Here is a 23,463-nt window from a genome sequence, read left to right as displayed (position 1 = left end):
ACAAGGTGAGCACTTCAGGCGAGAGCCTGGAGTCATGAACGTGATCACCGCACGAGATGCACGCGAGTGGGAGGCCTGGCTCGAAGCCCACCACCACTCCGAGAGCGAGATCTGGATCAAGATCGCCAAGAAGGCCTCGGGTGTCGCGTCGGTGCAGCCGGCCGAAGCGACCGAGGTCGCGCTCTGCTTCGGCTGGATCGACAGCCACCGCCGCCGGGGCGACCAGACGACCTACTTCCAGCGGTACTCGCCGCGCCGTCGCGGCAGCCGTTGGTCGCAACTCAACGTCGCCGCCGCCGAGCGACTGATCGAGTCCGGCCGGATGCGCCCGGCCGGTTTCGCCGAGTTCCGCAAGCGCGCCAGCCCGGACGAGACAGGATGATCATGAAACCACAGGCGAACGCTCTGGACCTCATCGTCTCCGATGGCGCGGCAGCGGTCGACTTCTGTCGTCGGCTCGGCCTCGACTTCGGAGATGCGATCGGCGACCACATTGAGTGCGAGCTGGCGCCCATTGCGAACTGACTGACGTCGGGATTCGACAGTGCCCACGAACGCTTCGACGCACCCTGAGGACACCGGTTCGCGACCGTACGAGATCCGGGCGGCAACAACGTCGACCTCTACGCCGTCCTCACCCGAGGAAGATCTTGTTGGTGCGGTGACCTCGTCGAGCGGACTCCGCCGTCTCTCCGTGCAGCAAAGTGCACCATCGTGCCAGTCGCCGGTCGGCCTGGACGGCGTCCGCCTCACGACGCGACCGCTGTGGATTTCCGCCGCGACTGCCCGGCTGAAATTCACTCCGGTCGTAGGCCTTGAGTACGAGCAGGGCCGCAAGGTCTTCGGCGACGGTGCCTACGGTTCTGCATCACCCTGTAAGCGACAGTTTTTCACGTAACGTGAAAAACTTGTGGCCAGAGTGACCACTGGGCCGGCTACGGGAACGGGCAGCGGGCCGATTCCGATCAGCAAGGGCAAGCCCGGGGCGATGGCCAGCGGCACGTCGGCGGGGAACGGAAGAGGCGCATGCGACCGATCGGAAGCATGACGGTTCTCGGGATACGGAGAGCCACGGCGAGCGCACGAGGCTGATCTGGTGGGACGGGATGTCCGGTTCAGCACAGCCCTGCAGGTCGGCCGGCCTCTGCTCGCGCCGAACGGACCGTTGATCGGGTGGCAGCAGGACCGCGGCGACCATGATCATGACGGCTTCGGTTGGTGGACCGCCGACCCCGGCCGCTGGTCGTGGGCCGCGCACAGGTCGACCACCGCCGCGGCGCCGTCGGGCGTGAAGCGAGAGCCGGCGCCGAGGGCCGGGCTGGGCATCGTCGTCGGTCCAAGATCGGATAGGCCGTGCCGGCGGGCATCCGGTCGCCTTGATGATCCGCAAGCCCCATTGGCCGGGGCTCTGCGCGGAGTGCTCGCAACACGTGGTCGCACCGGGCACGGGCTCCAACGGCGACTCAGAGCAGGAGGGCTGTGGCGAAGGTCCAGTCCGAGGCGACGACACGTCCAGTCGGCCACGGGTCGATCGCACCGGAATGGGCGTAGGTGATCACGTCGCCGGCGGTGGTGATCGTCACCAGGCTCGGCCGGCCGGTGGCGTCCACGGCACCGATCGCGAACGTGGCGACGTCGCTCCAGTCGCCGGCGATCTTGATCGGCGCCGTGCCACCGGTGGGATAGACCCAGAGCGAGCCGTCGCGTTCCAGGTCGATCAGGTCGGCGCGGCCGTCGCCGTCGACGTCGGCCAGCCGCAATTCCCGGGCCGTGTTCCAGCCGGACCCGACCCAGCGCCGTGGCACCGTCCACGGGTTGCCCGGGCCGGTCAGGCCGCTGTGCGGGTAGACCCACAGTTCGCCGCCGCGGTCCCGGAGCAGCACGTCCGGGCGGCCGTCGCCGGTCAGGTCGCCGAGCGCGAGCGCCGTGGCCAGGTTCCAGCCGGTGCCGGCGAAGGTCCGCGGCGCGGTCCAGGGGTCGGAGTCCGTGGCGCCGGTGCCGGGATAGAGCCACAGCGTCCCGTTCGCGGCCTTGGGGTCCCGGGCGACCAGGTCGGGCTTCCCGTCGCCGGTCACGTCACCGAGCAGCAGTTGATCAACGTAGGTCCAGCGATCGCCGGCCGAGAACCGTTGTGACCAAGGCGTTTCACCGTCGTTCGGGTAGACCCAGAGGTCGCCGCGGTGCACCCGGGCCAGCAGGTCCGGCCGGCCGTCGCCGGTGACATCGCCGGTGATCATCGTATTGGCGAAGTCCCAGCCGGTGCCGGCCTCGATAGCCGTCCCGCCCCAGACGTCGCCACTGGCCGCGCCTCGGTGTGGGTGGATCGCCAGCCGGTCGTCGGTCTGGGCGATCAGGTCGGGCCGGCCGTCGCCGGTGGCGTCGGCGAGCAGTAGCGGCTGCCCGACCGGCCAGCCGGTGCCGGCAGCGATCCGGCTGGTGTACGGGTTCTGGGTGGTGGACCGGTTGTGCGGGTAGATCCACAGCGCTCCGGCACCGTCGCGGACCACGATGTCGGGGAAGTCGTCGCCGTTGACGTCGCCGAGCAGCATCGCGTCGGCGAGGTTCCAGCCGGTGCCGGCCCAGACCGGCGTCGAGCCGTACGGCTGCCGGCTGCCGTCGTGACGGATGATCCACAGCGTGCCGGAGGCGGCGCCGGGGTCACGGCCGAGCAGGTCGGGCCGGCCGTCGCCGGTCACATCGCCCAGCAGCAAGGTGTTGTAGCGGGACCAGCCGGTGCCGGCGGCGATCTTGTCCGGCCACGGATTCGGCTCAGTGCCGGTCCACGGGAAGATCGACAACGCACCGGCCGGGTCCCGGGTGATCAGGTCCGGATGATCATCGCCGGTGACGTCACCGAGTAGCAGCGGGTCGGCGAAGCCCCACTCACCGCCCAGTGTCTCCGCCGCCGGCCAGGGATTCTCGGCCGTCGCGCCGGTGTGGGCGTAGAGCCGCAGGGTGCCACGTTCGGCGCCCGGATCGCGGACCACGGCGTCGGCCAGCCCGTCACCGGTGACGTCGGTCGGCCCGGCTGCCAGGGTGGCCGCCCGAGCCCGGTCGGCCCGGTCGGGCTGGTCCCTGGCCAAGATCAACTTCGCCTGGCGTTGGCCGGCCGCGGCCGGTTCCGCGGCGACCGCGACGAGGAGCGGCAGCGCGAGCAGGACGGCGAGCGCGGTGATGATCAGCCGGCGCCGGATCGTGGTGATCATGATCAGAGCTCGATCGGCTTGCGGGCGGGATAGCCGGTGCCGTTCACGGTGATCCTGAGCAGGTCCGGGATCGGCGGAGGGTGCAGCACGATCCGTTTCGGCTTACGTTTCCAGGAGAAGTCGAGCTTGACATCCAGCTGCCGGTTCGCGTCGTCGCGACTGAGCTGGAGGCTGACCGTGCCGTATCGGGTCGGGGCCCGGAGCAGCTTCGTCGGCGTACCGTCGACGAGCCACGCCAGCGGACAGAGCCGGAGCAGGTGCAGCTCGTCGGGGTCGAGCCCGTCGTCGACCAGCGCGGTACGTGCCGCCCAGGTCACCAACGGCTGCACGAACAGCGTGCCGTACATGGCGTTGCGGTGCTCGCCGGCGATGAACGTGTTCTCCGAGCAGGCGCCCAGCATCAGCCCGTACAGCCCTTCCAGGAACCGGGCCCGATCGCCAGTCTGCCAGGTGTGGAAGAGATTCCAGCTGTAGCAGGGTTCGCCGCTGCTCTGTTCGTGATCAAGCACCACTCGGTCCAGTGCGGTGTGGTGCCAGGGGTCGAACAGCTTCGTGTTCGGCCCGACCCGGTAGAACTCGAGATAGGACCGCATCAGCGGATCCGAGGCCGGCAGCAGCCCGGCCCAGACCGCGGTGAGGGCGCCGGTGTCGAACGCCTCCAGGTACGGCCACGGACTGGTCGGGCCGTGGAACTTGCTGGGCAGGATCGGGTGCGTCGCACCGTCCGGATCGGTCCAGGTCGGTGCGTCCTTCGCCGCGGCACGGAGCGCGGTCACGAAGGTCTCCCGGAACGTCGACGCCACCGTCGCGAACTCCTCCGCGCGCGCGTGCTTCACCCGGCGCAGCAGCTCGACGGAACTGGCCAGACCCTTGTAGTTCCAGACCTGGATCCAGATCGACTGCTGCTCGACACCGGTGTCGTTGGACGCGGCGGCCGGCATCAGCCCCTTGACCCCGTCGTGCCCGGTGAACTCGACGGCGGCTTTGATGAACTCGCACGCCTTGACGATGGCCGGCAGCCACCGCTGCGTGAACGCCTCGTCCCAGCTCAGCAGGGCGTGCCGGGCGGCGACCTCGAGGATCGCCCCATGATCACCGAGCCAGTCGAACGACTGCAGGCTCAGCGGCGTGGCGAAGAAGCCATCCGTGGGCAGCGTCGCGTAGGCCTGGCCGGGCGGTTTCCGCTTGCCCTGGACGTCGAGGTAGAGATCGATATGGCGCTCCACCACCTCGTGCCGGCCGAGCAGGTCGAGGAACATGTGGCCGATCATCGACGTCGGCGTGCTCCACAACAGGTCATAGCCGTACGAGCCGGTGAGGAACGTGTACTTGCCGCTGTCCGGGCTCTTCTCCGCGATCACCTCGGCCAACTGCACACTGCGCCGGAAGTACTCGTTGACGTGCGGTTCCGGAGTGATCAACTCGGTCGCCTGCGCGGGCGGTGCCCAGAACGCCTCACACTCGGCGAGGGCGGCGGCGCGTCCGACCTCCCATTCCCGCAGCGCTTCCGCCTCGGCCTGCGGGACGGCGGGCAGCAGGACGTCGATCGAGGTGCCCTCCTTGACCGGCAGGCCGACCTTGAGGTCGTACACCTGATCATGGTTCTCGGCGGCGGCCAGACTGATCGTCCCGCCGGCCGGGGTGCCGACGATCATCCGTACCTGATCTTCGTGGTCGTAGACGGGTACGGTCAGCGGCTTGCCGTCCGGGTTCCAGATCCGGTCGATCCAGGGCGGCCCGTCCAGCGGTGCGGCGGCCGGCCGGGACTCGATGGTGATGAAGGCCTCCTGCTGCTCCGGCGGTCCGACCACATGCCGGTAGAACACCTTGCTCAGCCGCAGCACGAAGGTGAACTCGGCCGGTGCGTCATGATCATCGACGTGGTCGACGGTGAACCTGGTCCAGGAGTAGAGCGGCTCGTCGGCCGTGTCGACCTCACCGCCGCCCTTGAGGTGGGCGAACGTCTCCTGGCGCAGCACCAGCCCGGCCTGCCGGCGGTGCTCGGTCCACAGCACCGGGGCCTCGGTGTCGGTCCGCCAACCCTGCAGCCCGACCCCGAAGTCGCCCCGGTGCAGGTAGTACGGCGTCGTGCTCAGGGCCGGGAAGCCGGAGCCCTGCGGCATCACCGGCGTGACCTGGAAATCCTTGCCCAGATAGGGTTTCAGGTACGGCTTCAGGGTCGGCGCACTGCTCGGCGCGAGGGCCACGGCCGGGTGGCTCAGGATCGCGCCGTTGTAGAACACGTCGAACCGGAACAGGTGCCCCTTCCAGCCGACCGGCGTCCAGACCTGCCGCTGCGGCGGCCACCAGTGGCGGGCCGCTTCGGCGTCGGGCTCGGTCATCGCTGCTCCCTCCGGACGTCCCGGCGTCGCATACGCGGGCGTCACGGCCGTCGGAGCGAGGATGCCGGCCACACCGAGAGCCGCGCCGCCACCGGCCGCCTGCAGCATGCCGCGCCGTGACATGGATGGTCCGGACATGAGGTCCTCCGCCCCGAGGTTACTTACGAAATATCGAAGATGTTTTCGTAATCCTTGAGACAAGGAAACCGCGCGGCGACACAGCTGTCAAGAGTTGATCAAGAACGAAGTTGATCAAGCAGGACGGAGCACGAGCGCCGAGCTGTCCGCCGAACCGGTGAAGCTGCCCGCCCAGCCGAACCCGCTGAACGTGAGCGTCGTGCCGAGATCGGAGTCGATCGTGAAGCCGGCCGGCGGAAGACTCCGTCGCAGATAGGTCGCCACCGCTGCACCCGACGGTCGGTCGATCACCAGGGTCACCGCGTTGGGCTGGTCCGCCGACGTCACGAACGACACGTCCCGCGGCAGCGACACCCGATCACTCGGACCGTTCTGGAACCCCAGCTCGGCCAGGCTCACCCCGTCCGCGGGGATCGCTGCGCTCGAGGTCGGCGCCGGGGTGCTCGATCCCCCGGTGGGCCGCGTCCCGTTCGGAGCGGCACTACAGCCGGCCAGCATGATCATCACCATGATGGCGAGAAGGCCACCGGCCCGAAGGAAACGCACGCGCCTAAGGTAGCGGGCCGGCCGAAGCCGCCGCGCCGAGCCGCGAGGCATGGCATCCTCGACCGCGTGGACTCGAAGATTCTCGTCACCGGAGCGACCGGGAACGTCGGCGGTGCGCTCGCTCGAACCCTCGTCGAACGCGGCGTGCCGACCCGTGCCGTCGTCCGCGACCCGGCCAGGCCGGTGCCGGCCGGCGTGGAAGCTGCGGTCGGCGACCTGACCGACGCGACCAGCCTGCGGGACGCCCTGGCCGGGGTCGACGGGCTGTTCCTGATGCCGGGGTACGCCGACGAGATCGCGACCGAGGCGGCCCGCGCCGGAGTGCGGCGGATCGTGCTGCTGTCCGGCGGCTCCGTGCTCAGCTCCGCTCCCGACAACGCGGTGACCGAGTACATGGCCCGGTCCGAGGATGCCGTACGGGCTTCCGGCCTGGCCTGGACCTTCCTGCGCCCGGTCAGCTTCATGACCAACACGTACGAGTGGAGGCCGCAGCTGGCGGCCGGCGACGTGGTGCGGGCCCCGTTCGCCGACGTACCGATCGCGACCATCGACCCGGCCGACCTCGCCGCGGTCGCCGCCGAGGCGCTGCTCGGCGAGGGGCATGACGGCCGGGCCTATCCCCTGACCGGACCGGAGGCCCTGCGGCCCGCCGACCGGGTGGCGCTGCTCGCCGAGGTGCTCGATCGGCCGCTCACGTTCGAGGCCGAACCGGACGACGAGGCCCGGGCCCGGATGCTCGCCGCGATGCCGCAGCCGTACGTCGACGCCTTCTTCTCCTTCTTCGTGGACGGCACGATCGACGAGACCACCGTCCAGCCCACCGTCGCCGAGGTGACCGGCCGCCCGCCCCGTACCTTCCGCCAGTGGGCCGAGCAGAACGCCGACGCCTTCAGCCACAACGCTCCCTGAGCAGCACGGAAGGGCAAGGCCACAACGCTCCCTGCGCCCGGATCCGCCAACCCCGTTCATGCCCACGATCCCGCGCGGGTGAGATGTGTCGCGATTTCTCTTGGGCATCGACCACAACCGCTCGGTGCAACGTTGCACGCTCCGATGCGAAGAGAAATCGCGACACCCGGCCCGGCCGCACGCAACACGACCCTCACAGCCCGACCGTTCACCGCGCCCGCTGCGTCACGATCGGAGCCCCTGGATCACCGAGCGGACTGCTTGACCGGGGAAACGTCGCCGGGATCGAGGTCAGATCGTCTGTGACGACGAGCTGCGCGCCCGCACCTGACCGCGACAAGCCGCGACTTCGGCCCAGCCGCTTCGGTTGGGGTTCGGTGGATTCCGGCTCAGCGGCGTTCCGGGGCGAGGGTCTTCGAGTAGAGCGACGTGCCGTCGATGTCGCGGAGGTCGACCGTGAGTTCCCGGGTCTTGCCGTCGATCGACACCTCGCCGAAGAACTGGAACCCGTCGGCCGGCGACGTGTTCGGGGCCGGCGGCGCGGCGACGAACTCGGCCCTGGGGCCGAACGTCGGGTCGAGCACGTTCGGGCCGAAGGCGCCGGCGTTGAGCGGGCCGGAGACGAACTCCCAGAACGGGTCGAAGTCCTGGAAAGCGGCGCGGTCGGGCGAGTAGTGGTGCGCCGCCGTGTAGTGCACGTCGGCGGTCAGCCAGACGTGGTTGCGGATCCCCTCCCGCTTCAGGAACGACAGCACCGGAGCAAGATCAAGTTCTCGGCCGCGCGGCGCGCCCGGGTCGCCCTGGCCGACGCCCTCCTGCGCCGCCGCCCCGTCGGGCACGATCAGGCCGACCGGCAGGTCGTTGGCGATGATCTTCCAGGTCGCCTTCGACTTCTTCAGCTCGCGGAGCAGCCAGCGGGTCTGCCGCTCGCCGAGCAGGCCGCCGTCGGGGACCGTCTCCGTACCGTCGGAGTTCTTGTCCTTGTGGGTCCGCATGTCGAGCACGAACAGGTCGAGCAGCGGGCCGTAGTTGATCACCCGGTAGAGCCGGCCCTCCGGATCGGGCGAGATCTTCGCGACCGGCATGTACTCGTGGAAGGCCTGCCGGGCCCGCCGGGCCAGGGTGTCGACATCGGTGACGGTGTAACGGTCGTCGTCGAGGATCTCGCCGGGGTACCAGTTGTTGGTCACCTCGTGGTCGTCCCACTGGGTCACCTGCGGCGTCTCGGCCAGGAAGGCGCGCCAGTTGTCGGCGAGCAGGTTGTACTTGTACTGCCCGCGGTACTCGTCCAGGGTCTCGGCGACCTTGAGCTTCTCCTCGATGACCAGGTTCTTCCAGGTCGAGCCGTCCGGCAGCGCGACGGACTCGGTGACCGGCCCGTCGGCGTACACGTTGTCGCCGCTGCAGAGGAAGAAGTCGGCGTTCCGGGCCCGCATCGCGTCGGCGATCCGGAAGCCGCCGAGCTCGGGGTTGACGCCCCAGCCCTGCCCGGCGATGTCGCCGGACCAGAGGAAACTCAGGTCGGCCGGCCGCTCCGACGCGGTACGGAAGCGTCCCGCCACCGGCTCGCTGGAACGCCGTGGATCGTGCAGGTCCACGGCCTGGATCCGGTAGTGGTACTCGGTCCCCGGCGTCAGCCAGGACAGGTCGAGCTCCCCGGTCAGGTCGGTCCGCGGCGTCACCACCGGACCGGGCACCGTCACCGCCTTCCGGAAGGACGGGTCCCGCGACAGTTCCGCGATCAGCCGGGACGGCCGGTCGGCGCGGGACCAGAGCACCGCCTTCCGGGTCCGTACGTCACCGGACTGCACGCCATGAGTCAGCGAGGGCCGACCCCGCCGCACCTGGGCCGGAGCCGTGGGCTGAGCCTGGGCCAGGGCCGGCGCCGAGGCCAGCCCGATCGCGGTCGCGGTGCCTCCGCCGAGCAAGAGCCGGCGCGAAACCATTCCTGAGTTCTCCCGAGCGTTCACGAGGCTCAGGCTCACCCGGCGTCATGAACGGGGGTTGTCGCGAATCTGACATCTGTTCGCCGAATCGGCCGCAGCAACCGGTCTCCGCGAAGCTGTCGTCAAATCTGCGACAGCGCCCGAATCGCCCAGCCCGACCCGGGCGGATAACCTCTCAGACGATGCCCGAGCAACCAGAGATCTCCGAGCCGGGGGCCGTCGCGGTCCGCCAGCCGCGGCTGCCCGCACCGATCCGCGCGATGCGGCCGCGCCAGTGGATCAAGAACGTGCTGGTGCTGTCCGTTCCGCTCGCCGCCGGCCGGTTGTTCGAACCGGCCGTGCTGCTCAACGCGGCGCTGGCCTTCGTGGCGTTCTGCCTGATCAGCGCCTCGATCTACCTGATCAACGACGTCCGCGACGTCGAGGAGGACCGGCAGCACCCGAAGAAGCGGTTCCGCCCGATCGCGGCCGGCGAGCTCGGCACCCGGCCGGCGGTGATCCTCGCGGGGGTCTGCGGCGTGATCGGCCTCGGCCTCGGGTTCGTCACCGCGATCCCGCTCGGTCTCACGCTGACCGCCTACGCGGTCATTCAGGTCGGCTACTCGACCTGGCTGAAGCACTGGCCGGTGATCGATCTCGCGGTGGTGTCCAGCGGGTTCCTGCTCCGCGCAGTCGCCGGCGGGGTCGCGACCGGGATCGTGCTGAGTCAGTGGTTCCTGCTGGTGGCCTCGTTCGGCTCGCTGTTCATGGTCGCCGGCAAGCGCTACTCGGAGCTCAAGTCGCTCGGCGTCGAGGCCGGCACCCGCCGTTCGCTGGAGCGCTACTCGCAGTCGTACCTGCGGTTCGTCTGGATGCTCGCCGCGGGCACCGTCCTGGTCTCATACAGCCTGTGGGCGTTCGAGAACCGCGGCGAGCCGTGGCTCGGCGTACCCTGGACCGCACTGTCGATCGCACCGTTCACCCTGGCGCTGCTGCAGTACGCACTGGAGATCGATGCGGGCACGGCGGGCGAGCCGGAGGACATCGTCCTGAAAGACCGGATCCTGCAAGTCCTGGGAGTGTTGTGGTTGATCTTGATCGCGATCGCGGTGTTCCTGTGAGCACTCTCGAAGAACTGCACGGGTGGGGCCGGACCGGATCGTCCGCGGCACAGGTCGCCCGGCCGACGACGTCGGCCGACATCGCTTCCTGGGTACGGAAAGCGGACGGCAACCGGGGTGTGATCGCGAGAGGGCTGGGCCGGTCCTACGGCGACGCCGCGCAGAACGCCGGCGGCACCGCGCTCGACCTGACCGCCATGCACCGGATCCTCGCGATCGACGCCGAGAGCGAACCGCCGACCGTGATCACCGAGGCCGGCGTCAGCCTCGACTCGCTGATGCGGGCCCTGCTCCCCTGCGGCCTCTGGGTCCCGGTGCTGCCGGGCACCCGCCAGGTCACCATCGGCGGTGCGATCGCCGCCGACGTGCACGGCAAGAACCACCACACCCAGGGCAGCTTCGGTGATCATCTCGAGTGGCTCGACCTGGTCACCGCCGACGGCGTCGAGCACCGGCTCAGCCCGGACGGCGGCGACCCGGACCTGTTCTGGGCGACGGTGGGCGGGATGGGCCTGACCGGCGTGGTCACGCGGGCCAAGATCAGATTGCAGCGGGTCGAGTCGGCCTATTTCACCGTCGACACCGACCGCACCCGGGACCTGGACGACCTGCTGACGCAGATGAGCACCGGCGACGAGAACTACACCTACTCGGTGGCCTGGTTCGACGCGGTCACCCGCGGCAAGGGTCTCGGCCGGGCCGTGCTGACCCGGGGCGAGAAGGCGAAGCTCGAGGACCTGCCGGCGAAGCTGCGCCGGGACCCGATGAAGTTCGCGGCGCCGAACTTCGGCACGTTCCCGGACCTGTTCCCGAGCGGGCTGGTCAACCGCGCGACCGGCAAGGCGTTCAGCCTGGCCTGGTATTTCAAGGCCCCGAAGCACCGGGTCGGCGAGATCCAGAACATCACCCAGTTCTTCCATCCGCTGGACATGTTCGGTGAGTGGAACCGGGTCTACGGTCCGCCCGGCTTCCTGCAGTACCAGTTCGCGGTGCCGTTCTCCGCGACCGAGACGTTCGCCGAGTGCGTCCGGGAGATCGCCAACTCGGGCCAGATCTCCTGCATCAATGTGCTGAAGCGGTTCGGCGAGGGCAACGCCTCGCCGCTCTCGTTCCCGACGCCGGGCTGGACGCTGGCGGTCGATTTCCCGATCACGTCCGGCCTTGATCAACTCTGCCGGCGGCTGGACGAACTGGTGCTCGGCGTCGGCGGCCGGGTCTATCTGGCTAAGGACTCCCGGATCGACGCGGACGCGCTGCGGCTGATGTATCCGCGCCTGGACGACTTCCTGGCGGTCCGGCGCCGGGTCGACCCCGACGGCATCTTCGTCTCCGACCTGGCCCGCCGTCTCCATCTCGCAGTGCTGTGATACGGCTGAGGAGTGGCGTCTGGCGGCGTCCGAGTGCGTGCAGCGCAAGGCCGACGAGGGAGGGCTGCCGGGTCGCAACGCGACCGAGGAGAACGCAGCGATGTGCGTGCCCGGGCGTCGCCAGACGTCGCGCCTCAGCCGTATCACAGCACTCAAGTGAGAGGAATTCATGATCGACTCCCTCGGTGTCCCGCAGTCCCTGCTGCTGCTCGGCGGCACCTCCGACATCGCGCTGGCGATCGCCCGGCGGTACGCGAGCGTACGGCCGCTTCGGGTGGTGCTGGCCGCCCGGCCCGGTGATCGCCGTACGGAAGCGGCGAAGGAGCTGACCGGGCTCGGCTGCGAGGTGACCGAAGTCGATCTTGAGGCGCGCGACCCGGCGACCCATGCGGCGACCATCGACGCGGCCTTCGCCGGCGGTGATCTTGATCTTGTCGTGGTCGCGTTCGGCGTGCTCGGCGAACCGGAACGGGCCTGGACCGATGCCGATCATGCGCTCGAGCTGGCGGAGATCAACTACACGGCACCGGTTCATCTCGGGGTGCTGCTGGCAAACCGGATGCGCAGCCAGGGCCACGGCCGGATCGTCGCGCTGTCGAGCGTCGCCGGCGAGCGGGTACGCCGGTCCAACTTCGTCTACGGCTCCACCAAGGCCGGCCTGGACGGGTTCTACCTCGGCCTCGGCGAGGCGCTCGACGGCTCCGGGGTACGGGTGCTGGTGGTGCGGCCGGGCTTCGTGAAGTCCAAGATGACCGAGGGTCTGAGCCCGACGCCGCTCTCCTCGACGCCGGACGAGGTCGCCGCGGCGGTCGCCGACGGGGTCCGCCAGGGCAAGGAGTTGATCTGGGTGCCGGGACCGTGGCGGTTCGTCATGTCGGCACTGCGTCACGTGCCCCGGCCGCTGTTCCGTAAACTGCCGATCTAGAGCGTGCCGTCCGGGGACGTACGGCATCGATCGGGGGAGGTCGGATGCACGATCCGCTGAGCGCAGTGGACCTGGTTCACGACGAGTTGGACCAGGCCCGGGAGACCGGGCATCTCGTCGATGATCTTGATCAACGATTCGCCGAGCTGGATCCGCAGGACACGGAGGCGCTGGAGCGGCTCTACTTCGAGGTCGTCACGGCGAAGCGCCGGCTGGACTGGCCCTATTGGGAACCCGAACTGCTGCCGGGCATCCTGCGCTCGCTGCCCGACGACCCGGCCAGCAAACCGCCGACCGGCGCGGTGCTGGCGGACAAGATCAACGGCGGCTGGCTGGGCCGGATCGCCGGCTGCAACCTCGGCAAGCCGGTCGAGAACGGTGATCACTGGACCACGGCTCACCTGCGCGACTATCTGCAGCGGGCCGAGGCCTGGCCGCTGCGCGACTACGTGCCGGTGCTGGACCCGATGCCGGAGGAGTTCCGGCTGCTGCCGAACTGGACCGAGACCACCCGCGGCCGGGTGAACGGCTCGGCCCGCGACGACGACATCGACTACCCGATCCTCGGCCTGCATCTGCTGGAACGGCACGGCAACGCGCTGACGCCGGAGCTGGTCGCGGACGGCTGGCTGCACCTGCTGCCGTACGCGCAGACCTACACGGCCGAGCGCGCCGCCTACCGGAACCTGTTGTCCCGGGTCCCGATCGACCGGGTGTCGCTCACCCGGAACCCGTACCGGGAATGGATCGGGGCCCTGATCCGCGGCGACATCTTCGGCTGGACGCACCCGGGAGATCCGCGGGCCGCGCTCACACTGGCGTACCAGGACGCCTCGCTGTCGCACGTCGCGAACGGTGTGTACGGCGAGCTCTGGTCGGCGGCCCTGGTCGCGTCAGCGTTCACCGCGAGCACGGTCCGGGAGGCGTTCGACCGGTCGCTGAAGTCGGTGCCGCCGCAGTCCCGGCTGTACGAGACCCTCACCGCGGTGCAGGACCTGCGCGACGACGGCGCGACCTGGGACGAGGCGATCGCCCAGATCCAGCAGCGCTGGGGCCATTACAGCTGGGTGCACACGATCAACAACGCGGCGATCATCGCGGCCGGCCTGCTCTGGGGCGAGGAGGACTTCGCCGCAACCGTCGGATTCACCGTGCAGGGCGGCTGGGACACCGACTCCAACGGTGCGACGGCCGGCTCGGTGGCCGGCGTCGTGCTCGGCGCCAAGGCGCTGCCGAGCCACTTCGTCGAGCCGCTGCAGGACCGGACCCGGTCGGCCCTGTTCGGCTTCGACAACTCGGTGATCTCCGACCTCGCCGCCCGCACCGTGAAGCTGGTCGACACCCTCCGCGGCTGATCGTCACGCCTCGATCGGGGAGCCTGACGCCGGGTACTCCCGGCCGCGTCCTCCCCGATCCCAGCCGAACGGTCAGGCGGCCTTGGCCAGCTTCTTCTTGGTCACCTTCTTGCCGTCGAGGCGGACCACCTCGCGGTGCTTGACCGTGTAACCGTCGGGCAGGGTGCCGTCCTTGAGCATGCGCAGTGGGCAGCGCGAGCAGCGGTCCTTGGACACGCAGCACTTGAGCTTCGGCACTTTCCGGGACTTTCCCACGGACGAGACCGTACCAGCCGAATTAGGAGAGGCTTACCTGCTGGCCACGGGCTGAGATCGGCGCCGAGCAGGACAGGGATAATGATCATGGGCCGAAACCGTGCCCCTTCCTGCCGAGGCGGACCGCCATGAACCCTGCTGGACCTCTCCGCGCCGTCGTCGTCGGCTCCGGCCACCGCGGTGTCCTGTACGCGACGTACGCCCTCGAAGAACGCACCGAGTTGATCATCACCGCGGTCGTCGATCCCGATCCGGTCCGCCGCGACCGGCTCGGCGACGCACACGGGCTGCCGCCCGACCGGCGGCTGGCCTCGCTCGATGATCTTCCTCCGGCCGGAGCGATCGCGGACGTCGCGATCGACGCGACGATGGACGCCGATCACGTCCCGACCGCGGAACGGCTGCTGCGGAACGGCTATCCGGTGCTGCTGGAGAAGCCGATCGCCGGCACCGCGGCCGAGGTGCTCGGGCTGGCCGAGACCAGCCGCCGCACCGGCCGGCTGCTGATGATCTGTCACGTGCTGCGCTACTCGCCGTTCTACGTCGCCGCGAAGGAGCGGGTGCTGGCCGGCGACCTCGGCGAGATCATGAGCATCCAGATGGCCGAGTACGTCAGCTTCGACCACATGGCGGCGGCCTACGTCCGCGGCCGCTGGGCCAACTCGACCCGGTCCGGCTCGGGCATCCTGCTCTCCAAGTGCTGCCACGACATCGACCTGCTGGCCTGGCTCTGCGACGACCGGCCGGTCCGGGTCGCCAGTGCCGGGTCGCGCCGGCTGTTCACGGCCGAGCGGGCCCCGGCCGGCGCCGGAACCCGCTGCGTCGACGACTGCGCGATCGAGTCCCGGTGCGCCTATTCGGCCCGCCGGCAGTACCTGGAGCTCGGCCTCTGGGGAATGTACGCCTGGGAAGGGATCGAGGAGCTCGGCCCGGAACCGACGCCGGAGCAGAAGCTGGCCTCGCTCGCCTCCGACAACCCGTACGGCCGCTGTGTCTGGCGCAGCGACAACGACGTGCTGGACCGGCAGTCCGTCTCGATCGAGTTCGCCGACGGCGTCGTCGGCTCGTTCCTGCTGTCCGGCAACGCCGCGGTCGGCAATCGGACGCTGGAGATCGTCGGCACCCGCGGCGAGCTCTCCGGATCGCCGGACACCGGCACGATCAGGCTGCGCCGGATCGCCGACTCCGGTGATCAGCTGTACCGGGAGGAGTTGATCACCACCGACGTGGCCGGCCAGGCGCACGGGGGCGGTGACCTGAAGCTGGTCGCCGACTTCGTCCGGGCGGTCCGCGGCGAGCCGGTCAGCGTGTCCAGCACCAAGATCGAGAACTCGATCGACGGCCACCTGATCGTCTTCGCCGCCGACCGCGCCCTGGCCGAACGACGCTTGGTGGAGTTGTCCGAGTTCGCGGCGGACCCCGGCGTGATCGGCGGCATCGGCTGATGGGTGTGTACGAGGCCCTCGGCGTGCGCCCGGTGATCAACGCGCGCGGGACGCTGACCGCCCTCGGCGGCAGCGTGATGGACCCGGCCGTCGTCGCCGCGATGGCCGAGGCCGCGACCGCGTTCGTCGACCTGCCCGACCTGCACCGCCGGGCCGGGCGGCGGATCGCCGACCTGCTCGGCGTCGAGGCCGCCTGCGTCACCTCGGGTGCGGCGGCGGGCCTGACGATCGCGACCGCGGCGTTGATGGCGCGGGACCGGATCGAAGCCGTCCTGGCCCTGCCCGACACCACCGGGCTGCCCGACGAGGTGGTCGTCCTGAAGGCGCACCGGATGCTCTACGACCAGGCGGTGCTGGTCGCCGGAGCCAGGTTCGTCGAGGTCGGCGTCGCGTCGGCGGCGCGGATCGAGCAGGTGGACGCGGCGATCACCGACAACACCGCGTGCCTGTTCTATGCGGCCGAGTCCGCCGACACCCGCGGCTCGCTGCCGCTGGCCGCGCTGGCCGAGTGCGCGCACGCGCGCGGCGTACCGGTGCTGGTCGACGCCGCCGCCGAGATCCCGCCGCCGGACAACCTGCGCCGCTTCCTCGACGAGGGCGCCGACCTGGTGGTGGTCAGTGGCGGCAAGGAACTCGCCGGCCCGCAGTCGTCCGGGTTGATCATCGGCGACCGGCGCCTGATCGACTTCTGCCACGCGAACTCGTTCCCGGAGCACTCGATCGGCCGCGGGATGAAGACCGACAAGGAGACCATCGCCGGCCTGGTCAAGGCGGTCGAGCTGTGGGTCGCCCGGGACTACTCCGTGATCTTCGACCGCTGGGAGTCCCTGGTCGCCCAGGTGCTCGATGCGCTGGCCGGTCTGCCCGGCGTCACCGCCGAGCGGGGCTTCCCGACCGAGCCCGGGATCCAGCCCATCGTGATCCCCCGCGCGTACGTCAGCCAGGCCGGTCGCCCCGCCGCGGAGCTCCGGGACGCCCTGCTCGAGCACGACCCGCCGATCGCCGTCGGCATCGAGCAGGATCGCCTCGCGATCAACCCCCAGTGTCTCCGCGACGACGAACTGCCCACCCTGCTCGCCGCCCTGACCGCCCTTCTCCGCCCACCCCGCTGATCCAGCCCGATCCCCCGGAGCCACCCGCAACCCTCATACCAAGCCGCGACCGTTGCACCCATTCGCGACCGTTGCAGCGGTCGCGTGTGCGAGGAACAGTCGCGGATTGGGCATGGACTGTCCAACGTCGGGTGTCCGATCGGGGCGATGCTGTTCGTAGCAGGGGTAGAGCCGTCACGGTCGCGTGGCGCACCGAGCCAACAGGGAAGGTCCGCATGAAGTATCTGGTTTCCGTCATCGACGACAAGGAGAACCCCGGCAGTGAGGACCGGATGACCATGATCAGCGAGTTCAACGAACGGCTGATCGCCGACGGCTACTGGGTCTTCGCGGGCGGCCTCGCGGCGACCGAGGAGGCCACGGTGATCGACAACCGGGGCGAGCAGGCGGTGATCACCGACGGTCCGTTCATCGAGTCCAAGGAGTTCCTCGCCGGCGTCTGGGTCTGGGAGGCGCCCGATCTGGACGTTGCGCTCAAGCTCGCCACCGAGGCGTCGAAGGTCTGCGACCGCAAGATCGAGGTACGGCCGTTCCAGTGATCGGTTAGCGGAGGGCCTCGCGGAGCACCCGGCCCTCGGAGGCCGCCGGCGGGTCGACCCCGAGCAGCGCGGACATCGTAGCGGCGAGGTCGATGTGGCGCGGCTTCCGAGGCCGTACGCCCTGACGGATCCGGCGGCCGGACAAGATCAACGGGACCGCGAGTTCGGCGCGACTGCCGTGGCGGCCGTCCGACCCCTCGGGCGGCGGCGCGGCCGCGAGGGCGTACGGCTCCTCGAGCTCCAGGACCAGCTGGCCGTACTGCGGCGCCATCCGGAGCTTCGCCTGATTAGCCTTGGTGAGGACGGCGTCGACGCCCTCCACTCCGGCCAGGGCGACGCGGGCCCGCTCGATCGCGTCCGCGTCGTCGGCCAGCGCACCGAGCAGGTGCACCGAGGAGATGCTGCCGCCGGCGATCAGCACCACGTCGGTGTCCGGCGAGGAAGGCTTCCCGCCCGAGCCGAACACCTCGGGCCGGAAGCCGGCCGCGGTCAGCGCCGCGATCGCCTGCGGCGCCATCGGCTTGTTCCAGGCGGTCATGCCATGATCGGCGGTGACCACCCAGGTGGTCCGGCCGAACAGGTCAAGATCACGGACGGCGTTGATCAACCGGCCGATCGCGGCATCCGTCTCGCGCAGCGTGTTCAGCATCCGCGGGTCGTGCGGGCCCCAGGCGTGCCCGTCGCCGTCGACATCGCTGGAGTAGACGGCGAGGAAGTCCGGCCGCCGCGGCAGCGTCACCTGCTGACCGCCGCTGTTCACCGGTTCGCCGCGCAGGATGGCGATCGCGTCGTCCACCCGGGCGTCGATCCGGCCGCCGGGCTGCGTGTAGAGACCGCCCGTGTCGCCGTACGCCACGCCCTTGTCCTGCAGGATGAACCACTGGGCCGACGCCATCAGGATGCCCTGCCGGCGCCAGGCCTGGCCGAGGCCCTCGACCGCGCTGTCCCGGCTCTGACCGCGGGCGACCCCGGCCGCCTCGTCGTAGTAGTAAGCCGCGTTCCGGGTCCGGTCCGGGTAGCAACCGCAGGAGATCGCCGTCCAGGACGGGTTGGTGATCGTGGTCATCACACCGGTACTGGTCGTCAGCGAGCCGCGCCGGGCGAGCGAGCGCAGGTGCGGCAGTTCCACCCGCCCGTCCAGGTAGTCGATGTCGAAGCCGTCCAGTGCGATGAAGATCAACAAGTCGCGCTCGGCGGCGTGGGCGGGATTCGCGGTCAGTGCCAGGGATGCGGCGACGGCTCCCCCGAGCACGGACCGCCGGGTCAGGGCAGTCGGCATGTCAGCACCCTAACTGCGGGCACACCGCCTCGGCGGAACTCGAGGTGAACGGCGAGACACCTACGAGGTACGGGAAGCGGCGGCGGCCAACTTCGTCGTGTACGCGTCCAGGGCCCAAGTCAGCGACAGCGCCGTGGGCGGCGAACCGGCCGCGACCAGCTGCTGGCCGACGATCGCGGCGTAGCGTCCGCTCTTGATCTGCGGCAGATTCTTGATCGACGGCCGAGCGAGGGTCTTCTGCAGGGTCTCCTCGCTCTCGGAGTAGATCAACAACACGTCGCTGACCAACAGATCGGCCTTCTCGTAGCTGACGTTGCCGTAGAAGCCGTCATCGACCGCCGGCACCTCGGCCACGGCCGGCGGCACGGTCATCCCGAGGTCGGTGAGGAACACGACCCGCGGGTCGATCTCCTTGTAGACGGCCAGTTGCTCGGCGACGTCGAACACCGCGATCACGCTCTTGCCGGCCAACTCCGGGTGCGCCGCCCCGGCCTCCCGGGTCGCCTTGTCGATGTCACGGAGCAGGGTCTCGGCCTCGACGGTCCTGCCCAGCGCGGTGCCCACAGTGGTCACCACGTCCTGCCACGCCGTGGCCCACGGCTGGTCCGGATACACGATGGTCGGCGCGATCTCGGACAACCGGCGGTACTCCTCCTCGGTGACGCCCGAGTAGACGGCCAAGATCACGTCCGGCGCGGCCGCGGCGAACTCCTCGAACGGGATCGTGGTGCCGCCGTCCGGGTTGGCCAGCAGGGTCGGCGTCTCGGCGCCCAGGTCCTTCAGCTTCTCCGCGTTCCAGGGCAGCACCTGGTTCTCGTCGCCGCCGTAGATCGCGGCCGGCATCGCCACCGGCACGACGCCGAGCGCCAGGCTGGCATCGGTGCTGCCCCAGCCCCAGGTGAGGACCCGCTCCGGCCTGCTGCCCAGCGTGGTCTCGCCGAACGCGTGTTTGATCGTGACCGGGAACCCTTCGGCGGCGGCATTCCCGGGCGGTTCCGGGGCCGGGTCCGCTTCGGCGCCCGGATTCGCGCAGCCGGCCAGTCCGGCCAGGAACACCACCAGCGCGACGATGACGGCAACAGGTCGGACCACGAATCCCCCTATGGTTAGGCACACCTAATTCGGTACGGGAGTGTAGGTGGTCATCGATCGAGATCACAACCCGGAACCCGGCCCGACGGATCTTGTCGACCATGATCAACAAATGCTATCTTCTCGATATTCGATGAACTCTTCGACATATTGAAGAACGGGGTCGCCGTGCAGGAGATCCGGATCGGGCTGGTCGGGCTCGGGGCACGCGCTCTGGGCACCTGGCTGCCACTGCTGCAGAAGCTGGACGGTTTCAAGATCACCACCCTCTGCGACCCGGTCCCAGCGACGCACCGGCCGGCCCTGGAGCGGCTCGCGGATCCGGCCGGGGTGACCGTCTGCTCGTCGTACGAAGACGTCCTGCGCCGGACCGACGTCGACGCGATCGCCTTGACCGTGCGCTGCGAGGAGCAGGGCGCGCTGGCGGCGATGGCACTCGAGGCGGGCAAGCACGTGCACGCGGAGGTGCCCGGCGCGCACCGGATCGAGGACTGCTGGCGGATCGTCCGCGCGGTCGAGCGGACCGGGCTGACGTACCAACTCGCCGAGCAGACCCGCTACTGGGGCTTCGTCGACGCGTGGCGCCGGATGGTCGCCGACGGCGAGCTCGGCAAGATCACCTTCGCCGAGGGCCAGTACTTCCACTACCACCCGGGCGCCATGTTCCGGGACCCGGAGACCCACCGGCTGTACGGGCCGGATGATCTTGCCGAGCACCCCGGTGCCCGGCCGACCTGGTCCCAGCTGATGCCGCCGATCCACTACCTGCCGCACGAACTCAGCCCGCTGCTCAGCGTGCTCGACGACCGAGTCGTCGAGGTCGTCGGCATGGGCACCGACGGTCCCAGCGCCGCCCATCCCGAGATCAGCCAGCCGGACCTGCAGGTGGCGTTGATGAAGACAGCGAAGGGGGCCGTGCTGCGGCTGGCCGCGAGCTTCGTCCAGCCGCACCCCGAGGGCAACTGGCACTGGTACCAGATCACCGGGACCACCGGCCGGGTCGAGTGGAAACGGGCCGGCCATGATCATCCCAAGATCTGGCGGTTCGGCCAGGGCCCGGATCTGGTCGACGCCGACTGGGGCTTCGAGCGCCCGGACGCGCCGGCGGCGGCCCGCGGCAGCGGCCACGGCGACGCCGACTACTACACCCACATCGCGTTCCGCGACGCCGTCCTCGCCGACCAGCAGCCGGACTTCGACGTCTACCGGGCGATGGACGCAACCGCGCCGGCGATCCTGGCCGCTACCTCGATCGAGCAGGGCAGCCGGCCGCTCGCCGTACCCGACTTCCGCAACCCCTGAAGGAAAGATCCATGAGCATCGCCGTCCTCACCCGGACTGATCAGGTGGTCGGCCGGTTCGGTGACTACCTCGCCGAGATCCTGCGTGCCGAGGGATTCGCCGACCAGACGGTGATCTTGTTCACCGGTGCCGAGTGGCCCGCCCTGGATGATCACGACGCCGTCGTGGTGGCCCGGCTGCGGCCGACGAAGGCCCAGGTCGGCGCACTGCTCGATTACGCCCGCGGCGGCGGCCGGCTGGTGATCATCCGGCCCTCGTACCTGCTCGCGGTCCAGCTCGGGCTGGCTCCGACGCATTCCATGATCGATCCCGCCTACGTCAGCGCACGCGATGATCATCCGGTCGGCGCCGGTCTCACCCGGGAGCCGTTCGAGACCCACGTACCGGCCGACGGCTACCAACCGGATGCACTGCCGCCCGGCGCCCGGGTGGTGGCCGAGCTGCGACTCGACCCGGAAACCCGGACCGCGTTCCCGGCGATCATCGAGCTGCCGTACGGCGAGGGTCGGGTGATCGTTTTTGGGTACGACCTGGCCAAGGCGGTCTCGCTGATCCGGCAGGGTGACCCGGGACGGGTGGGCGGTCACGGGCTGGGCGCCGGCGAGCCGTACCGGATGCAGGACCTGCTCACCGGCTACGCCGATCCGCGCTGCTGGCACCTGCCGCAGGCGGACCTGCACGCGATGTTGTTGATCAACGCCGTGCACCGGGTCGCGCGGGCGGCTCAGCCGCGGCTCTGGTACTACCCGGAGGCGAGCATGCGCAGCGTCCTGGTGCTCGACTCCGACGACGACTGGTCGGCACCGGAGCACTTCGATGCCCTGATCGAGTCCGTGGAACAGCACGGCGGCAAGATCACGATCTATCTCATGCTCGGCGGCGGGCAGCGGACGATCGCGACCCCGGAGCGGGTTGCCGCGTGGCGGGAGCGTGGGCACTCGTTCGGGATCCACCACAACGCGTTCGACCCGTCGCTGGGTGGTGAGGACCAGGAGGAGGTGATCGAACAGGTGGTCCGGCGCGACATCGCCGAGTTCACCGAGCTGTACGGCGGTGTGCCGGTGACCAACCGCAATCACTGCCTGGGCTGGAAGGGCTACGTGGAGCTGCCCAAGGTGTACGCGGAGTTGGGCGTGATCATGGACCTGAACGCGAACAACGCCGGCCCGTCCTGGCTGCAGTACCTCACCGGTTCCGCGCGCCCGCTGCGCGTGGTCGACGAGGACGGCACCGTGATCGACTGCTTCCAGCAGGCCACCCAGGCCTACGACGACCTGGGGATCAAGGGGCTGCTGTCCTCGGACCCGGAGGGCCAGGCCGCGCTGGTCAAGCAGTTGATCATCGACAAGGTCGAGCGCTACTTCAGCCCGCTGTCCATGCTGTCGCACCCGGTCTCGTTCGCCACCTATTCGCGTGCCTTCCAGAACCGTTGTTGGAGCATCGCCCGCGAGTTCGGGATGCCGATCTGGAGTGCCTTCGAATGGGCCGAGTTCGTCCGCGCCCGCGACGCCGCCCGGGTCGGCCAGGTGACCTGGACGGAGGACGCGTTCAGCTGCCGGGTCAGCGGCCGCTCGCCCCGCGGCGCGCTCGCGATCACCGTACCGTTGCCGGCCGGCCGGGCCGGTTCGGCGACCGTCGACGGCCAGCCGGTCGCGCTGACCGAGCTGGACGTCTTCGGCTGGCCGAGCGTCGTGATCACCGTACCGATCGCCGAGGATCATGATCAGGAACGCGAGGTCCGGCTCCAGTTGCGCTGACCCAGGGTCGGTGTCCGTGGCGGACGTCGAGGCCACGGCGGGAGTCGCACGCGGTCTCGCAAGGACCTCCCGCGTCCACCATCGCCCCGCCGAGCGGACCCAAAGACCGGCCTCCGGGCCTGGTCGGCCGGCGTCCTGACTTGTGTTCGTCCGGACACTCATGTCTCGGGTTCGTCCGGACAGTTCGGACGAACTCGAGACATGACCAGGCCTGGTCGACCCGGTCAGCGGGCGAATGTGTGCGCGGCCCGGCCGGCGGGAAGATAGTGGGCGCGCCACCGAGTTCGCGGTCCGGCGCGGCGATCAGGCAACGCGACGGTGGCGCTCGCGGCCACGCCTACACCGCTGCCTCCACATTCAGCTGGCTTCGATGTCGCGATTTCTCTTGACGTCGGACGGTTCAACGTTGGAATCGCCCGGAGCGCTCGATCAGCAGTGATTCTGCGACATCGATCCGATCGGAACAGCCCGGTCCACGCGGGCCGGCCGACACAACACCCATCCCCGGTCGGAACGGCCCGTTCCACACGCACCCCGGCCGGCAACACCCATCCTCGACCCGAACGCCCCGCCCCGCGCACCCCCGCCGACGCCACCACCCGACCCGAACGCCCCCGCCATACACACCCCGGCCGATGCAACACCCCGACCCGAACGCCCTCGTCCCGCACACCCGCCGGACCACCGCACTTCGCCCCGTGCGCCCGCCCGACCACCTCACCTCGCCCCGTGCGCCCGCCCGACCACCTCACCTCGCCCCGTGCGCCCGCCCGACCACCTCACCTCGCCCCGTGCGCCCGCCCGACCACCTCACCTCGCCCCGTGCGCCCGCCCGACCACCTCACCTC

At 69.9% G+C, this 23,463-nt stretch carries 19 protein-coding genes; 12 read left to right on the top strand and 7 right to left on the bottom strand.

Annotated features, from left to right (window positions below):
• Positions 1 to 34: 34 nt before the first annotated feature.
• Together BKA15_RS25510 and BKA15_RS25505 are read left to right on the top strand one after the other, a co-directional pair.
• Entirely contained in the window at positions 35 to 382 is a 348-nt protein-coding gene (locus BKA15_RS25510) for a YdeI/OmpD-associated family protein (protein ID WP_179755614.1), read from the top strand.
• Positions 379 to 525: a VOC family protein gene (locus BKA15_RS25505; protein WP_179755612.1), complete on the top strand. Its 147-nt coding sequence runs from the start codon at positions 379 to 381 to the stop codon at positions 523 to 525. Before BKA15_RS25510 ends, BKA15_RS25505 begins: the two co-directional genes overlap by 4 nt.
• 938 nt (positions 526 to 1,463) lie before the next feature.
• Here the strand turns inward: BKA15_RS25505 and BKA15_RS25500 are convergent.
• From BKA15_RS25500 to BKA15_RS37000, 3 genes are all read right to left on the bottom strand, one after another.
• Positions 1,464 to 3,206 (bottom strand): FG-GAP repeat domain-containing protein, encoded by a 1,743-nt coding sequence (locus BKA15_RS25500; protein WP_179755611.1) that lies wholly within the window; start codon positions 3,204 to 3,206, stop codon positions 1,464 to 1,466.
• A gap of 2 nt (positions 3,207 to 3,208) precedes the next feature.
• On the bottom strand, positions 3,209 to 5,686 hold the full coding sequence (locus BKA15_RS25495) for a hypothetical protein (RefSeq protein ID WP_179755609.1): 2,478 nt from the start codon (positions 5,684 to 5,686) through the stop codon (positions 3,209 to 3,211).
• 114 nt (positions 5,687 to 5,800) lie between these two features.
• Positions 5,801 to 6,232: a hypothetical protein gene (locus tag BKA15_RS37000; RefSeq protein WP_179755607.1), complete on the bottom strand. Its 432-nt coding sequence runs from the start codon at positions 6,230 to 6,232 to the stop codon at positions 5,801 to 5,803.
• A gap of 66 nt (positions 6,233 to 6,298) precedes the next feature.
• Between BKA15_RS37000 and BKA15_RS25485 the strand changes: the two genes are divergently transcribed.
• Positions 6,299 to 7,141, top strand: coding sequence for an NAD(P)H-binding protein (locus BKA15_RS25485; protein WP_312879297.1), 843 nt, complete (start codon positions 6,299 to 6,301; stop codon positions 7,139 to 7,141).
• 389 nt (positions 7,142 to 7,530) lie between these two features.
• On the opposite strand, the gene BKA15_RS25480 is transcribed toward BKA15_RS25485, so the two are convergent.
• Positions 7,531 to 9,087, bottom strand: coding sequence for an alkaline phosphatase D family protein (locus BKA15_RS25480; RefSeq protein WP_179755605.1), 1,557 nt, complete (start codon positions 9,085 to 9,087; stop codon positions 7,531 to 7,533).
• Positions 9,088 to 9,269: 182 nt separating this feature from the next.
• Between BKA15_RS25480 and BKA15_RS25475 the strand changes: the two genes are divergently transcribed.
• The 4 genes from BKA15_RS25475 (at position 9,270) to BKA15_RS25460 (ending at position 13,834) form a co-directional block, all read left to right on the top strand.
• Positions 9,270 to 10,187 carry a decaprenyl-phosphate phosphoribosyltransferase gene (locus BKA15_RS25475; protein ID WP_179755603.1) on the top strand — a complete coding sequence of 306 codons (918 nt, stop codon included), beginning with the start codon at positions 9,270 to 9,272 and terminating at the stop codon, positions 10,185 to 10,187.
• Positions 10,184 to 11,554 carry a decaprenylphosphoryl-beta-D-ribose oxidase gene (gene dprE1 / locus BKA15_RS25470; RefSeq protein ID WP_179755601.1) on the top strand — a complete coding sequence of 457 codons (1,371 nt, stop codon included), beginning with the start codon at positions 10,184 to 10,186 and terminating at the stop codon, positions 11,552 to 11,554. The genes BKA15_RS25475 and dprE1 overlap by 4 nt, the downstream gene beginning before the upstream one ends.
• A 169-nt stretch (positions 11,555 to 11,723) precedes the next feature.
• Positions 11,724 to 12,479, top strand: coding sequence for a decaprenylphospho-beta-D-erythro-pentofuranosid-2-ulose 2-reductase (dprE2, locus tag BKA15_RS25465; protein ID WP_179755598.1), 756 nt, complete (start codon positions 11,724 to 11,726; stop codon positions 12,477 to 12,479).
• Between the two features lie 44 nt (positions 12,480 to 12,523).
• Positions 12,524 to 13,834 (top strand): ADP-ribosylglycohydrolase family protein, encoded by a 1,311-nt coding sequence (locus BKA15_RS25460; RefSeq protein ID WP_179755596.1) that lies wholly within the window; start codon positions 12,524 to 12,526, stop codon positions 13,832 to 13,834.
• 72 nt (positions 13,835 to 13,906) lie between these two features.
• On the opposite strand, the gene BKA15_RS25455 is transcribed toward BKA15_RS25460, so the two are convergent.
• On the bottom strand, positions 13,907 to 14,089 hold the full coding sequence (locus BKA15_RS25455; protein WP_179755594.1) for a hypothetical protein: 183 nt from the start codon (positions 14,087 to 14,089) through the stop codon (positions 13,907 to 13,909).
• Positions 14,090 to 14,217: 128 nt separating this feature from the next.
• On the opposite strand from BKA15_RS25455, the gene BKA15_RS25450 reads away from it, so the two are divergent.
• The 3 genes from BKA15_RS25450 to BKA15_RS25440 all read left to right on the top strand — a co-directional run bounded on the left by BKA15_RS25450 (position 14,218) and on the right by BKA15_RS25440 (position 17,185).
• On the top strand, positions 14,218 to 15,534 hold the full coding sequence (locus tag BKA15_RS25450) for a Gfo/Idh/MocA family protein (protein ID WP_179755592.1): 1,317 nt from the start codon (positions 14,218 to 14,220) through the stop codon (positions 15,532 to 15,534).
• Entirely contained in the window at positions 15,534 to 16,646 is a 1,113-nt protein-coding gene (locus BKA15_RS25445; RefSeq protein ID WP_179755590.1) for an aminotransferase class V-fold PLP-dependent enzyme, read from the top strand. The genes BKA15_RS25450 and BKA15_RS25445 overlap by 1 nt, the downstream gene beginning before the upstream one ends.
• Positions 16,647 to 16,861: 215 nt before the next feature.
• Complete coding sequence (locus BKA15_RS25440; RefSeq protein WP_179755588.1) at positions 16,862 to 17,185, top strand: YciI family protein; 324 nt, start codon at positions 16,862 to 16,864, stop codon at positions 17,183 to 17,185.
• A gap of 4 nt (positions 17,186 to 17,189) precedes the next feature.
• On the opposite strand, the gene BKA15_RS25435 is transcribed toward BKA15_RS25440, so the two are convergent.
• Both BKA15_RS25435 and BKA15_RS25430 read right to left on the bottom strand, forming a co-directional pair.
• Positions 17,190 to 18,464 carry an alkaline phosphatase family protein gene (locus BKA15_RS25435; RefSeq protein WP_179755586.1) on the bottom strand — a complete coding sequence of 425 codons (1,275 nt, stop codon included), beginning with the start codon at positions 18,462 to 18,464 and terminating at the stop codon, positions 17,190 to 17,192.
• A 60-nt stretch (positions 18,465 to 18,524) separates the two neighbouring features.
• Positions 18,525 to 19,556 carry an ABC transporter substrate-binding protein gene (locus tag BKA15_RS25430; protein WP_179755584.1) on the bottom strand — a complete coding sequence of 344 codons (1,032 nt, stop codon included), beginning with the start codon at positions 19,554 to 19,556 and terminating at the stop codon, positions 18,525 to 18,527.
• 168 nt (positions 19,557 to 19,724) lie between these two features.
• Here BKA15_RS25430 and BKA15_RS25425 point away from each other — a divergent pair, with 168 nt between their 5' ends.
• Entirely contained in the window at positions 19,725 to 20,858 is a 1,134-nt protein-coding gene (locus tag BKA15_RS25425) for a Gfo/Idh/MocA family protein (protein ID WP_179755582.1), read from the top strand.
• A gap of 11 nt (positions 20,859 to 20,869) precedes the next feature.
• Positions 20,870 to 22,615: a polysaccharide deacetylase family protein gene (locus BKA15_RS25420; RefSeq protein ID WP_179755580.1), complete on the top strand. Its 1,746-nt coding sequence runs from the start codon at positions 20,870 to 20,872 to the stop codon at positions 22,613 to 22,615.
• Positions 22,616 to 23,463 lie beyond the last annotated feature (848 nt).

This window comes from Microlunatus parietis, from assembly GCF_013407955.1.
In the GTDB taxonomy this organism is placed as follows: domain Bacteria; phylum Actinomycetota; class Actinomycetes; order Propionibacteriales; family Propionibacteriaceae; genus Microlunatus; species Microlunatus parietis.
This window is presented reverse-complemented; position numbering and strand designations above follow the sequence as displayed.

What these genes read in the sequence shown, in the direction of transcription:
- BKA15_RS25420 (WP_179755580.1), top strand. Translation starts at nt 20,870, where the DNA reads ATGAGCATCGCCGTCCTCACCCGGACTGATCAGGTGGTCGGCCGGTTC.
- BKA15_RS25475 (WP_179755603.1), top strand. Translation starts at nt 9,270, where the DNA reads ATGCCCGAGCAACCAGAGATCTCCGAGCCGGGGGCCGTCGCGGTCCGC.
- BKA15_RS25500 (WP_179755611.1), bottom strand. Translation starts at nt 3,206, where the DNA reads ATGATCACCACGATCCGGCGCCGGCTGATCATCACCGCGCTCGCCGTC.
- BKA15_RS25445 (WP_179755590.1), top strand. Translation starts at nt 15,534, where the DNA reads ATGGGTGTGTACGAGGCCCTCGGCGTGCGCCCGGTGATCAACGCGCGC.
- dprE2 (WP_179755598.1), top strand. Translation starts at nt 11,724, where the DNA reads ATGATCGACTCCCTCGGTGTCCCGCAGTCCCTGCTGCTGCTCGGCGGC.
- BKA15_RS25495 (WP_179755609.1), bottom strand. Translation starts at nt 5,686, where the DNA reads ATGTCCGGACCATCCATGTCACGGCGCGGCATGCTGCAGGCGGCCGGT.
- BKA15_RS25480 (WP_179755605.1), bottom strand. Translation starts at nt 9,087, where the DNA reads ATGGTTTCGCGCCGGCTCTTGCTCGGCGGAGGCACCGCGACCGCGATC.
- BKA15_RS25460 (WP_179755596.1), top strand. Translation starts at nt 12,524, where the DNA reads ATGCACGATCCGCTGAGCGCAGTGGACCTGGTTCACGACGAGTTGGAC.
- BKA15_RS25435 (WP_179755586.1), bottom strand. Translation starts at nt 18,464, where the DNA reads ATGCCGACTGCCCTGACCCGGCGGTCCGTGCTCGGGGGAGCCGTCGCC.
- BKA15_RS25450 (WP_179755592.1), top strand. Translation starts at nt 14,218, where the DNA reads ATGAACCCTGCTGGACCTCTCCGCGCCGTCGTCGTCGGCTCCGGCCAC.
- BKA15_RS25510 (WP_179755614.1), top strand. Translation starts at nt 35, where the DNA reads ATGAACGTGATCACCGCACGAGATGCACGCGAGTGGGAGGCCTGGCTC.
- BKA15_RS25440 (WP_179755588.1), top strand. Translation starts at nt 16,862, where the DNA reads ATGAAGTATCTGGTTTCCGTCATCGACGACAAGGAGAACCCCGGCAGT.
- BKA15_RS25505 (WP_179755612.1), top strand. Translation starts at nt 379, where the DNA reads ATGATCATGAAACCACAGGCGAACGCTCTGGACCTCATCGTCTCCGAT.